Source organism: Bacillus sp. z33, from assembly GCF_058313615.1.
In genome coordinates, this window is sequence record NZ_JBZFQN010000002.1 from 934,929 (window position 1) to 949,063 (window position 14,135).

The following is a 14,135-nucleotide window of genomic DNA, read 5'->3' on the forward strand; positions in this document are numbered from 1 at the left end:
AGGATTTCCGTACTAGTGCGGAAATCTTTTTTTGCGATCTAAAATATAAAAATCCCATCGATCTTTTTCAAAATCACTTCTAGTAAACTGCAAATGTCCAAAGCCGATATTATAATGATAAAATCACACCACTAAATGGTTTGTTTTGGTATGTGCAAGATTGACCTTCTTTTAACAGCGAGATTGAAGAGAGAGTATCTAAAGGCTCCTATCAAATCTTAGGAATAACCGGGCCAACCTTGTTAGTTATTCCTAAACAGAATCTCGTTGCGGGTAAAAATGTATAATAAGCGATACAACTATAGTGGAGTAGATTACCGTCATTATTTGAGGGAATTCAGCAAAATGGTAGCGGATACATATAGTTAATCACATTACAATTTATTGATGGTTAAACCGCCTTCTCATAAAAGGGGGACATAAAAATGAGTTCTAAGTTTCCTATCTTTATGATAAAAATGAACAGGAGTCAAAGCTGATTCAACAGATAATTCAGTACTCCTCATTCTATTTGCCCTGCATAGGAATAAAGTTTGAATTCAAGAGTAAAATTCTTTTAATTAATAGGAAAACCTAAACTGTTTTAATGGCAGCTAATTTACTAGAATGGAAGTGCGAAATTACGAAAGCGATTTCAATTAAGTGGTTAAGCAATTGTTTGCCTATTAAAAGAAAAATCAAGGAGGATTGAAAAATGACTTTGCCGAAGAAGCGGATTTTTGCACTGCTAGGTGTAATTTTCATGTTATTGGCAATGCTCCCTCAGGCAAGTGCAAATGCAGAACCTGGAAACACGGAGATTGTCATCCATTATCAGGGAGGTGAGTATACGAAGGATTGGAACCTATGGGTATGGGCTGAAAATGAAGAAGGTCATGTTGAGCAGTTTAACGAAGAGGATGCTTTTGGAAAAGTTGCAAGATTTACACTGGAAGGGCTTCATGAACGGGTTGGTTTTATAATTCGTACAGATTCATGGGAAAAAGATGGCGGAGACCATTGGATTGATGGAATAAAGGATGGAAAGGCGGAGGTGTGGGTCATTTCAGGAGATGATGAAGTGTACTATTCAGAACCTAGCAGTGAGCCAAACATCAAAAAGGCAGAGATGGACAGCTTTACAGAAATCACTGTCACGACAAATAAGCCACTTGATGTAAAGGGGACAGGAATTGAGCTTGAAGGTGCACAAATTCAAGCAATTGTCCCTGTTGATGGGAATAACTCAGTAACAAATAAGTTGAGGATTAAAACAAAAAAGAAGCTCGATGTACGCGGCAGCTATGCCGTGAAAATTGAGGGCTATGGGAAGCAGGGTGTAGAGATAGGCCGAGTGGTACGGACTGAAGAGTTTGACCGCCAGTATTATTATAGCGGTAACGATCTAGGGAACACCTACTCTCGTTTCTCAACAAAATTTCGTTTGTGGGCTCCAACTGCTCAAGAGGCAAAGCTCGTTCTCTATAACAATTGGAATGATTCAAAGGGTAAGGAAATAAAGATGAGACCGAGTAAGAAGGGAACATGGACGGCGAATTTAATAGGAAATAAAGACGGTCTATTTTATACGTATAAAGTAAATATAGGTGGAAAATGGACAGAGGCTGTTGACCCATATACAAGAGCAGCGTCAGTCAATGGGCAAAAAGGAGCCGTGATTGACTTGGCGAAAACGAATCCTAAGGGCTGGTATAAACAAAAGAAACCCAAGTTGGCGAACCCAGAGGATTCAGTTATTTATGAATTGCATGTGCGCGACCTTTCCATTCAGCCAGAAAGTGGAATTAAGCAAAAGGGGAAATATCTAGGAGTTACCGAGAGTGGTACAAAGGGGCCGAAAGAGCTGTCGACTGGTCTTGACCATATAAAATCATTAGGAGTGACTCATGTTCAATTTTTGCCAATCTATGATTATAAAACAGTAGATGAAACAAAGCTTGAAGAGCCGCAATATAACTGGGGGTATGACCCGCAAAACTACAATGTACCCGAAGGCTCTTATTCAACCAATCCCTATGAGCCTAATGTAAGAATAAAAGAATTGAAGCAAATGATCCAAACGCTCCATGAGGAAGAGCTGCGTGTAGTGATGGATGTCGTCTATAACCATATGTTTGATGCTGCGGAGTCAAACTTTCAAAAGTTGGTTCCCGGCTATTACTACCGCTACAATGAGGACGGTACATCGGCCAATGGTACCGGTGTCGGCAATGATACTGCCTCCGAGCGAAGAATGATGCGTAAATTCATAATCGATTCCTCAACCTATTGGGTGAAGGAATATAAACTGGATGGATTTCGATTTGATTTAATGGGAATCCATGATGTTGAAACAATGAATGAAGTAAGGAAGGCTTTGAAGCGTATTGACTCATCATTTATCATACATGGGGAAGGCTGGGATTTAAATACCCCGCTTCCGGCAGATGTAAAAGCAAATCAGAAAAATGCTGAAAAAATGCCCGGCATTGCTCATTTCAATGATGATATTCGGGACGGACTGAAGGGCAGCGTATTTGAAGAGCAGGATAATGGTTTCGTAAATGGAAAATTAAATATGGAAGATCGTATCAAAAAAGGCATTATGGCCGGTCTTGATTATGATGAAACCTTGGCAACATACCGTGATCCGGAACAGGTGATCACTTATGTCGAAGCACATGATAATCTTACTCTTTGGGATAAGTTGGAATTGACGAATCCCAATGCAAGTTACGAAGAGAAAAAACAAAGGCATAAACTAGCCTCGTCTATGATTTTAACCTCACAGGGGATTCCATTTATTCACGCCGGACAAGAATTTATGCGAACGAAGTATGGAGACCATAATAGCTATAAATCCCCAGATGAAATTAATCAATTAGATTGGAAACGGAATGCGGAATTTGCGAATGAAGTAAAGTACATGTCAGGTTTGATTGAGCTTCGAAAGAATCATCCTGTATTCAGGATGACGGATGCTCATACTATTAAAGAAAGGATAACTTTTTTGCATGCGCCTGCTAATGCGATTGCCTATAAAATGGATAGCTCAGCGAAAGGTAAGCAAGGAGAAAAGTATTTTGTCGTGCATAATGCAAATACCTATGATATTCAACTTACACTACCTGAAAATACTGTTTGGAATGTTCTTGTAAACGAGAATCAGGCTTCCTCAAAACCCTTATATAAACTAAAAGGGGATAAGGTAATTGTTCCTCCATTGAGTACATTTGTACTTAAAGGAGGAAAGAAAGGGGGATACTAAGAGAAGCGAGTTACTAAATAAGTAAGTCATCAGGTCAACCAGCCTTTCATTATTTTAGAAAGGTTGTTTGGCCTTGCTTGCTACTATTATTTTTAAGTATACTTTCATTTTTTGTACTCCTTCTTATTATATATGTAAACTTTCCTGGCTTTTTTGTCTAAAAAGTCAGAACTTTGTAAAAGTTATAGGCAATTAGACTTAATTTGCAGGAAGAAGTTTCCTGTTTTCTTTTTTTTGCGCTATAATTATGAATTATATACAAGAGTATGCGTCAAATCTTTTACGATTTAAACGACGTTTACTCAAAAATGATTGAATATTCTCTCTTTTTCCTTCGAAGATACTTCACGAAATCATCTCTGCAAAGCAGACTGATTCAAATCACTCTCGCATTATGGCAACCACTCGCAAATGATAGCTGAATCATGACGCATTTCAGCTACCTGTTAATTCAGAATCAATCCTTGTACTTTCGTTTAATCGTAGGACATACGTAAGAACCTTTTTTGTGCATTTGGCAATATGAAAGGTTTATTTCACATTCTCATTTTTAGTAGTATGCAATATTTATCTTGTAGTCAGGTGGATGAGGTGCATCCGCAGTATCGTTGATTAAGTCTAGCCACAATCTAGAGGCGATATAAGTGAGCTGCCGCAAAATATGCTAACGAAGCCATTTTAAGAAGGAGGTTTTTTCATGAGCTTGACAGAAGTTGATATTCGGAAAAATTTTCAAGAAGTTTTCAAGGGTCTGACTAAACAGGAAGCGGTAGAGGAGTCAAACCGCTGTCTGTACTGTTATGACGCGCCTTGTATTCAGGCATGCCCGACAGGAATTAATATTCCATCATTCATCAAGAAAATCGCTACAAATAATTTGAAAGGTTCGGCTAAGGCCATTATGAAAGCCAATCCAATGGGTGCAAGCTGTGCGCGGGTTTGCCCAACAGAAGAATTATGTGAGGGGGCATGCGTTCTTAATCACTCGACAAAACCAATTATGATTGGCAACCTCCAGCGATATGCGACAGATTGGGCGATAAAAAATGAACAGTTATTGTTCAAGGCAGGCAAATCCAATGGAAAATCGGTAGCAATCATTGGGGGAGGGCCGGCCGGATTATCGGCTGCAAGGGAGCTGGCCTTGCTTGGATATAAAGTAGTTGTATTTGAAGCTGAAGATAAAGCAGGTGGTTTAAATACGTATGGGATCGTATCGTTCAGGCTCCCGCAAGCAGTATCGTTTTGGGAAGTCGAACAGGTAAGCGGCCTAGGAGTTGAAATTCGTACAGGGCAGCGAGTAGGCATTGATATTCAAGCTGAAGAGATTCTTGCAACCTATGATTATACGCTTTTGGCTGCTGGAATGTCGCATGTTCCGAATCTTGGTATTAACGGTGAAGGACTAGAAGGGGTATTTGACGCAATCGAGTTTGTAAAAGAAACGAAAGTTCATCCGGGCGAAACTCATCTAGCGGGAAAAAAAGCCGTTGTGATTGGGGCTGGGAACACAGCGATTGATGCTGCTACTTGCTCTGTTCGACTTGGAGCAGAAAATGTCAAAATTTTATACAGACGCACAGAGGAAGAAATGACAGCCTATGAGTTTGAGTATGAGTTTGCCAAACAGGATGGTGTTGAATTCAGATGGTTGACTGCCCCAATTGAGATTATTGGCAATGAAGAGGGAAAAGTGATCGGTATAAAATGCATCAAGATGAAGCTCGAAAAATCGGAAGGGGATGGGCGTTCACGACCAGTTCCAGTCCCAGGGACTGAATTTATTCTTGAAACTGATGCTGTCATTAAAGCCATTGGCCAAACAAGACATACGAGCTTAATTGAGCAGTTCGGCATTAAGCACATAGGTGGTGTGGCCATCGTTGATCCTGAGACTTATCAAACCTCAAATGAAAAAGTTTCTGCTTGTGGGGATTGTATTTTTGGTCAAGGTCAAGGGGAAGCGATGGTTGTATCGGCTACCCAGCAGGGAAAGGAAGCGGCCTATCAGATTCATCATTTATTGTCGCCATCAATGGAGGGAGAAGCACAGATTTTGTAAGTATGAAAAGCATGCAAAGACAGGGGAGGTTTTTGATATGGCAGATTTAAAGATAAATCTTGGGGGCATTAAATCACCAAATCCATTTTGGCTGGCATCTGCGCCGCCGACAAATTCCGGCTACCAGGTGCAAAGGGCATTTGAAGCTGGATGGGGAGGAGCTGTTTGGAAAACGCTTGGTGACCCGATTCTAAATGTATCATCACGGTTTGCCGCTGTTCATTTTAACGGACAGCGTGTAGCAGGATTTAATAATATTGAGCTCATTACAGACCGTCCGCTTGAAGTGAACTTAAAGGAAATTTACGAAACGAAGAAGCGTTTTCCGAATCATGCCATTATTGCATCACTCATGGTGGAACCAAAGCAGGAGAAGTGGCATGAAATCGTTAAGCGTGTCGAAGATGTTGGCGTAGATGGCCTCGAATTGAATTTCGGATGTCCTCACGGCATGGCTGAAAGGGGGATGGGAGCTGCCTCAGGACAGGTGCCGGAGCTAGTCGAGCGTCAAACTTATTGGGCAAAGGAAGTAGCAAAGACACCTGTCATTGTAAAATTGACTCCTAATATTACGGATATCACCGCGACAGCAGAAGCGGCTGTCAATGGAGGAGCAGATTCCATCAGTATGATTAATACCATTAATAGTCTGGCGGGGGTCGACATTGATACGTGGGATACGATTCCTCATGTGGCTGGAAAGGGTGCTCATGGTGGTTATTGCGGGCCGGCTGTTAAACCGATCGCTCTGAATATGGTAGGTGAATGCGCCCGTAACCCACGTATATTGGTCCCTATCTCCGGGATTGGCGGAATCTCGACATGGCAGGATGCTGTTGAATTCATGTTGATGGGAGCGACTGGGGTACAAGTATGTACAGCTGCGATGCATCACGGTTTCAGTATTGTTGAGGACATGATTGAAGGCTTATCTAACTATCTCGATGACAAAGGGATTGGATCAGTTATGGAGTTAGTCGGGAAGTCTGTTAACAAGTATTCCGATTGGGGAAATCTTGACCTTAATTATAAGGTTGTTGCCCGTATTAATCAGGAAAATTGTATACATTGCAATAAATGCCATATTGCCTGTGAAGACACTTCTCACCAGTGCATTGATCTATTAAAGGATGCGAGTGGTGCAAGCTATGTCCAGGTAAGGGAGGAAGACTGTGTAGGGTGCAATCTTTGCTCCATCGTATGCCCTGCTGAAGGGGCAATTGATATGTTGGAGTTGCCAAACACTTTGCCACCGATGACCTGGAATGAACGGCAGGCGGCTCTCCAGGGAAGCGTAATGGGGAAATAATAAGTAGGTAAGATCATACATTTAAGGGGGAAATAAGGATGAAAAAGATTATTAAAAATGGTGTTATTGTAACGGCGACGGATACGTATGAAGCTGATATAGAAATCAATGAAGGTATCATCACCCAAATTGGCAAGAATTTGGGTGAGAAAGATGCAGAGATTATTGATGCAAAGGGTTCTTATATTTTCCCCGGAGGTATTGACCCACACACCCACTTAGACATGCCATTTGGAGGCACGGTCACAAAGGATGATTTTGAGAGTGGAACGAAGGCGGCGGCTTTCGGAGGGACGACGACAATCATCGATTTCTGTCTAACTTCTAAAGGAGTACCATTAAAGGATGCCGTAAAAACATGGCACGAAAAATCAGAAGATAAAGCAGTTATTGATTATGGATTCCATCTTCAAATAGTTGAAATGACAGATAGTGTTCTGACTGAGCTGCCGGTGATTTCAAAGGAAGAAGGGATTACCTCCTTTAAGGTATTTATGGCATATAAAAATCAATTCCAGGCAGATGATGAAACGCTTTTTAAAACGCTGATAGCCGGCAAAGAGCTTGGCGCACTCGTCATGGTTCACGCTGAAAATGGGGATGTGATTGATTATCTCGTGAAAAAGGCTCTCGCTGAAGGGAATACAGATCCGATTTTCCATGCGCTCACAAGGCCGCCGGAAGTGGAGGGAGAAGCAACAGGAAGGGCCGCTACTCTGACTGGATTAGCGGATTCACAATTATACGTCGTCCATGTCTCCTGTGCGGAAGCAGCGAAAAAGATTGCCGAGGCGAGAGCGAATGGAATCAATATATGGGGTGAAACATGCCCGCAATATTTAGTGCTTGACCAAAGCTATTTGGAGAAAGCTGATTTTGAAGGGGCCAAATATGTATGGTCGCCTCCACTCAGGGAGAAATGGAATCAGGATGTGCTCTGGAATGCCCTGAAAACAGGACAATTACAGACGATTGGATCAGACCAGTGTTCCTTTGATTTTAATGGCCAAAAAAATATTGGCAAGAATGATTTTTCTAAAATACCAAATGGCGGGCCGCTTATTGAAGATAGGGTCAGTATTCTTTACTCAGAAGGTGTTGATAAAGGACGTATTACCTTGAATCAATTTGTTGATTTAGTTTCTACACGTGCAGCCAAGCTGTTTGGATTATTTCCGAAAAAAGGGACAATCGCCATCGGGGCAGACGCTGATGTGGTCCTCTTTGACCCGAATGTAGAGAGGGTAATATCCGCTGAAACTCATCACATGGCTGTAGATTACAATCCGTTTGAAGGAATGAAGGTGAAGGGTGAGCCTGTCTCTGTGTTATCAAGAGGAGAATTCGTCATTAAGGATAAACAGTTTGTCGGGAAACCGGGAGCCGGCCAATACATTAAGCGGGCTAAGTATCAAGAAACATTGACGGCAAGGGAGACAGCTATATTGTCTAAATAAAAATAAGGATGTGTGCCGGAATGGAAAAGAACACTAATTATTTGAAGTCTCCCGATTTACTTCCTATTAAATATGAAAATCGAAAGATAGGACCATTCGGTTTTGCCGTCATTTGGGTAGGGATGGCCATCGTACTTGCTGCCTTTGCCATAGGCGGAGGCGGTATCGTTAACCTGCCTTTAGGATTGGTTATTCTGGCCACGGTAATCGGTTCTGTTGCTATTGGGATATTAATGACAATAATTGGAGACATCGGCGTGGAACATGGTCTATCTTTTCCAGTTTATATGAGAGCACCTTTTGGGACAATTGGAACGCATATCCCATCCATTGTACGGGGGATTACCGCCTCCTGCTGGTTTGGAATCAATACGTATTTTGGCTCAACAGCCATAAATTCAGTATTAAATCTCTTGTTCGATTTTGATAATTGGATCTTCTGTTTTCTTTTATTCACGGCCTTTCAGCTGGTAAACACGGCGATGGGCATCAAGTCCATTGAACGGTTTGCTGATTTGGCTGCACCCATTATCATCCTGATCTCTTGCTGGATGTACATTACCCTTGCTGACAAGGCAGAATCAGCGGGACGGGATATTTGGTCATGGGTGGAGAGTCCGGCAGCAGGAGGTTCTGCTTTTACGGCTTTCATGATTGTCGTGATGGCCAATATGGGATTTTGGGCGACACTTGCAGCTGATATGCCGACTCTCTCCAGATTTTTTAAAGCGCCTAAGAATGAGAGAAGTTGGTTTAAACGTAATAAGACCCAACTATTCGGAAGCCTTATTGTGATGCCGATTTTCAATACCCTCATGATTGTCATCGGGGCTGTCTCGTATATAGCTGTCGGCACATCTGATCCGATTGTTGCACTTCAAGAATCGGCAAGCGGCATTGTGCTTGGCATCCTATTGTTAATGATCGTATTGGCGCAATGGTCGACTAATACGTCCGCGAATGTCATTCCGGCAGCGACCATCTTCTCGAATGTAGGAGGTCCAAAAGTACCATTTTGGGTCGGTGTCGTGATTGCGGGTATAATCGGGATCATCGCGCAGCCTTGGAGTCTTTTTGATGTTTTGAATTCAGTTCTATTGATTATTGGTGGGATTTTGAGCTCCATTGTCGGTATCCTATTCGCAGATTATTATTTACTTCGGAAACGAAGGGTTCATGTTAAGGATCTTTATGAATTAAACGGTCAGTTTCATTATTGGAAAGGAATTAATATGGCTGGATTTATTGCCTGGGTTGTAGGAGGAACAGCGGCAAATCTGCTGTCAGCTTATTCTTCTCTTGTCGGCTTCATTGTTGGAGGTGCACTCTATTATGTTCTGGCCAGGTACTGGTGGTTTGTGATGTATCCTCAGGCAGAACTGATTGATCCGAGTGATGAAAAATATTTAGGTCTTACAGCCGGGAGAGACTGGGAGATTGACGGGAAAGAAACAGGCCGAGTACCGGAGACAAAAACCATCTCTAAGCAAATTTAGAAGAAGGAGGCTTTCTCTTATGTCAGATTACACGCAGTATCTAGATGAGAAGAAGCGAATTGATTCTTTCCTCGAACAGGGCTTTATTATCAAGTCCATCATGGAAAATTTGAATGGAGCCTATGTAGAGTTCAGTAGCAAGGAGCTCATGCAAGATCCATATGAAAAGCATATTCTACATATCACTTCGCCGGATGCAAGGAAATATTTCTCCGTTAAGCTGATTGAACAACAGGCTTCACTGAAGAATAAAATGTAGCCATTTATGAAAAGGAGAGTGGTTAGTTTAATGGAAGGGCAAAAACTATTAATTAATGGTGAACGCTTAAAGGAGTCGCTAGAAGCATTTGCGCAATATGGCAAAACGGATAATAACGGAGTGACCAGACTGGCCTTAACAGAGGAGGACCGAGCTGCCAGAAATTATTTAAGGGATTGCTGTGATGAGCTAGGGCTTGAAATCAAGCATGATGACCTAGGCAATATGTACGCTACCTTAAATGGCAGAGAAGATAGACCGCCTATCCTGATTGGCTCACATCTTGATTCTGTAAAAAAGGGAGGTAGATTTGACGGGGTTTTAGGGGTGGCGGCCGGGCTTGAGGTGGTCAGAACACTCATCGAAAATGAAATAACGCCCCGCATTCCAATTACAATTGTTAACTATACGAATGAAGAGGGAGCCCGCTTTGAACCGTCCATGATGTCATCTGGTATACTGTCGGGAAAATTTGCCAAAGATACCATGTTCCAAAAAAAGGATGAAGATGGAATCACTTTTAAAGAAGCTTTGAAATCAATTGGCTATGCAGGAGATGAGAAAAACAGACTGAAAGAAGGAACAGCCTTTTTAGAACTTCATATTGAACAAGGACCGATTTTGGAACAGGAATCTATGTCCATTGGTATCGTCGAGTGTGTAGTTGGGATGGTTTGTTATGAGTGGGAGATTAGTGGAGAATCAGATCATGCAGGAACAACCCCGATGTCGATGAGAAAGGATGCCTTATTCACTGCTAATGATATTATCAGCGAAATACGCAGCCAATTGAGTGAATTGGACACTGAGCTAGTCTATACAGTTGGCCGCATGAATGTCTGGCCAAATATTCATACTGTCATACCAGAGAAGGCAGTCTTTTCCTTAGAGGCGAGACATCAAGATTCAAAAGTAATTAAACAGGTTGAGGAAATGATTCGGAAGATTAAGGACTCTTATCAACTAGAAGATTGCCAGGTGGAGATTAGGAAACTTTGGGGAAGGGAAACGGTGCTCTTTAATGAGGATCTTTGCAGACAGCTTACAAAAGCAGCAGAGACACTAGGCTATTCGTATAAGGAAATGGTAAGCGGAGCAGGACATGACGCTCAATTCATAGCTTCCTATATTCCCACTGCCATGGTGTTCGTCCCGAGCGTGAATGGAAAAAGTCATACTGAAGTGGAGCTGACCTCTTGGGAGGATTGTGAGAAAGGGGTAAACGTTCTTCTCGAAACAATTCTTGATATGCAATCTGTTTGATGAATACGTACACATGCCAATAATCTTTTATCAAGTGAAGGTCTATTGTTTAAATACGAACTATAGGAGGAAGCAAAGATGTCGATGATCAAAGAGGAAACTCTAGTATTGAAGAATTACATAAATGGTGAGTGGGTGGATGCTCACGGCACGGAAACATTAGATGTTCCGAACCCAGCAACGGGAGAGGTGCTCGCGCGAGTTCCCCTATCTTCTCTTGAAGATGTAGACAAAGCGGTGCAAGTAGCGAGTGCTGCTTTTAAGGAATGGAGGCATGTGCCTGTTCCAAAACGTGCCCGTATTCTCTATAAATATCACTATCTCTTAACGGAACATCATGAAGAGCTAGCAAAGCTTGTTGTAAAAGAAAATGGCAAGGCTTACAAGGAGGCGTATGGGGAAGTTCAGCGAGGGATTGAGTGTGTCGAATTCGCGGCTGGGGCTCCGACTTTAATGATGGGTGAGACCTTGTCTAATATTGCAGAGGATATTGATTCAGAAATGTTCCGTTATCCGCATGGGGTCGTCGGCGGCATTGCCCCCTTTAATTTTCCGATGATGGTTCCTCTCTGGATGTTCCCACTTGCGATTGCTTGTGGCAACACATTTATTCTCAAGCCATCTGAGCGGACACCGATGCTTGCGAATAAGCTGGCAGAGCTATTTACGAAAGCGGGAGCCCCAAGAGGTGTGCTGAATGTTGTGCATGGCGCCCATGACGTTGTGAATGGGCTGCTTGATCATCCAGATGTAAAAGCCATTTCCTTTGTCGGCTCACAGCCGGTCGCGAAATATGTGTATAGCCGTGCTGCTGCGAACGGGAAAAGAGTACAGGCTCTCTCCGGTGCAAAAAATCATCATATTGTAATGCCTGATGCAGATGTGAAAAAGGCAGCTAGGAATATCATCAGCTCTTCATTCGGGAGTGCTGGTCAGCGTTGCATGGCTTGCAGCGCGGTTGTCATTGTTGGTGAGGGAGAGGCATTTACTGAGGAGCTGAAAAGGCAGGCGGATCAGCTCACAATTGGAAATGGAATGGACGAAGATGTATTATTGACCCCTGTTATTAGAGAAGGGCAGCGGGAGAAACTTTTAGGCTATATTGAAAACGGTTTGAAGGAATGGGCAGATTTAATTCGAGATGGAAGAAGCGAAGCGGATTTGCAAAAGGAAGGCTATTTTCTTGGAGCAACTATATTTGATCATGTGAAGCCTGAAATGATGCTTGCTAAGGAAGAAATGTTCGGTCCTATCCTTAGCCTGCTCCGAGCTGATTCATTAGATGAAGCTTTAGAGTTTATCAAAAAGTCTAAATATGGAAATGGGGCAACGATTTATACGAAAGATGCCCGTGCAATTAGGCAGTTCCGGGAAGAAGCGGATGCGGGAATGCTCGGGATTAATGTTGGGGTACCGGCTACGATGGCCTTTTTTCCATTCTCCGGTTGGAAGGATTCCTTTTATGGAGACCTTCATGTGAACGGAAAAGACGGCGTTAATTTCTATACACGCAAGAAAATGATTACTTCCAGATTTGATTTTTAATGAAAGGAGGAGACAGATGGTGATGGGTGAGATTAAGGAAGAGACAGATTGGCTGACAAAGGATCGGAACTATGTATGGCATTCAATGAAGCCGTATAACCCGAATGCAACCATGATAGCCGAGCAGGCGCAAGGATGCTGGGTCACAGACGCAAATGGCAATCGATTGATTGATGCGATGGCAGGCCTCTGGTGTGTCAATATCGGATATGGCCGGGAAGAACTGGCCGAGGCGGCTTATGAACAATTAAAGAAATTGGCTTATTTTCCATTGAGCCAAAGCCATCAGCCTGCTATTGAGCTTGCGGAAAAGCTTAATAATATGCTTGGAGGCGACTATGTTGTTTTCTTTTCTAACAGTGGATCGGAAGCGAATGAAGCTGCTTTTAAAATAGCAAGGCAATATCATGCACAAAAGGGGGAGCATTCTCGCTATAAATTTATCTCCCGTTATCGCTCTTACCACGGCAATTCAATGGGGGCACTTGCCGCAACGGGACAGGCCCAGCGCAAATATAAGTATGAACCGCTCGCACCGGGATTTATTCACGTAGCTCCGCCAGACTCGTACCGATGCCCGGAAGCGGATGACAGTAATCCGCTAGAACTGCAATCGGTAAAGGATATGGATCAGGTAATGACGTGGGAGTTAGGTGAGACAATCGCCGGGGTTATTATGGAGCCAATCATTACGGGTGGAGGAGTGCTCATGCCGCCAGAAGGCTATATGTCCGGTGTCCGCGAACTCTGTGACAAACACGGAGCCTTATTAATTGCCGATGAGGTGATCTGCGGATTTGGAAGGACAGGTGAGCCGTTCGGATTTATGAACTACGGCGTGAAGCCAGATATTGTCACGATGGCAAAAGGAATTACAAGTGGGTATCTTCCATTGTCAGCGACAGCGGTAAAAAGAGAAATCTATGAATCCTTCCAGGGAACAGAGGAGTACGATTATTTCCGCCATGTTAATACTTTTGGCGGAAATCCTGCAGCTTGTGCACTTGCTTTGAAAAATCTTGAACTTATGGAACAAGAGGGCTTATATGAAAATTCCAAAATACTTGGAAAATATATGAAGGAGCGTCTAGAAAAGTCGATTGGCAATCACTCCTTGGTCGGCAATATCCGCGGAAAGGGGTTGTTAATTGGAATTGAGCTTGTTAGGGATAAGGAGACAAAAGCTCCGACTGATATAAATGCAGTCAATCAAGTTATAGCCGGTTGTAAAGAAAAAGGTGTGCTGATTGGCAAAAACGGTGCAACTGTCGCCGGGTTTAATAATATTCTAACCATTGCGCCGCCTTTATCCATCAGCAAGGAAGAGGCAGATATTGTGTGTACCACGGTTGCGGAGGAAATAGCAGCTTTATAAGAATAAGATAGGGTATTTACAGAGATCATTATAATGAAGAAATCAGTCTATAACCAGCCATCATGATAATCTTGTATGTTTTATGATTTAGATTTAATCAATAAGTTCTATAATTACTTATT

At 42.6% G+C, this 14,135-nt stretch carries 9 protein-coding genes and 1 pseudogene; all 10 read left to right on the plus strand.

What is annotated here, in order from left to right:
- Nucleotides 1-92: 92 nt before the first annotated feature.
- Nucleotides 93-369: pseudogene (locus AC4G3L_RS11560) on the plus strand (penicillin-binding protein); the annotation flags it as partial.
- Between the two features lie 325 nt (nt 370-694).
- Entirely contained in the window at nt 695-3,247 is a 2,553-nt protein-coding gene (gene pulA, locus AC4G3L_RS11565) for a type I pullulanase (protein ID WP_491077104.1), read from the plus strand.
- A 697-nt stretch (nt 3,248-3,944) separates the two neighbouring features.
- Complete coding sequence (locus AC4G3L_RS11570) at nt 3,945-5,309, plus strand: NAD(P)-dependent oxidoreductase (protein WP_491077105.1); 1,365 nt, start codon at nt 3,945-3,947, stop codon at nt 5,307-5,309.
- 37 nt (nt 5,310-5,346) lie between these two features.
- Nucleotides 5,347-6,618 carry an NAD-dependent dihydropyrimidine dehydrogenase subunit PreA gene (preA, locus tag AC4G3L_RS11575; RefSeq protein ID WP_491077106.1) on the plus strand — a complete coding sequence of 424 codons (1,272 nt, stop codon included), beginning with the start codon at nt 5,347-5,349 and terminating at the stop codon, nt 6,616-6,618.
- Between the two features lie 38 nt (nt 6,619-6,656).
- Nucleotides 6,657-8,075 carry a dihydropyrimidinase gene (gene hydA / locus AC4G3L_RS11580; RefSeq protein ID WP_491077107.1) on the plus strand — a complete coding sequence of 473 codons (1,419 nt, stop codon included), beginning with the start codon at nt 6,657-6,659 and terminating at the stop codon, nt 8,073-8,075.
- A 20-nt stretch (nt 8,076-8,095) separates the two neighbouring features.
- Nucleotides 8,096-9,571 (plus strand): NCS1 family transporter, encoded by a 1,476-nt coding sequence (locus tag AC4G3L_RS11585; RefSeq protein ID WP_491077108.1) that lies wholly within the window; start codon nt 8,096-8,098, stop codon nt 9,569-9,571.
- A 19-nt stretch (nt 9,572-9,590) separates the two neighbouring features.
- Nucleotides 9,591-9,830, plus strand: a complete 240-nt coding sequence (locus AC4G3L_RS11590; protein ID WP_491077109.1) for a hypothetical protein — start codon at nt 9,591-9,593, stop codon at nt 9,828-9,830.
- Nucleotides 9,831-9,860: 30 nt separating this feature from the next.
- Complete coding sequence (locus AC4G3L_RS11595; RefSeq protein WP_491077196.1) at nt 9,861-11,093, plus strand: Zn-dependent hydrolase; 1,233 nt, start codon at nt 9,861-9,863, stop codon at nt 11,091-11,093.
- 78 nt (nt 11,094-11,171) lie between these two features.
- Nucleotides 11,172-12,638, plus strand: coding sequence for a CoA-acylating methylmalonate-semialdehyde dehydrogenase (locus tag AC4G3L_RS11600; protein WP_491077110.1), 1,467 nt, complete (start codon nt 11,172-11,174; stop codon nt 12,636-12,638).
- Nucleotides 12,639-12,660: 22 nt separating this feature from the next.
- Nucleotides 12,661-14,013 carry an aspartate aminotransferase family protein gene (locus tag AC4G3L_RS11605; protein ID WP_491077197.1) on the plus strand — a complete coding sequence of 451 codons (1,353 nt, stop codon included), beginning with the start codon at nt 12,661-12,663 and terminating at the stop codon, nt 14,011-14,013.
- Nucleotides 14,014-14,135 lie beyond the last annotated feature (122 nt).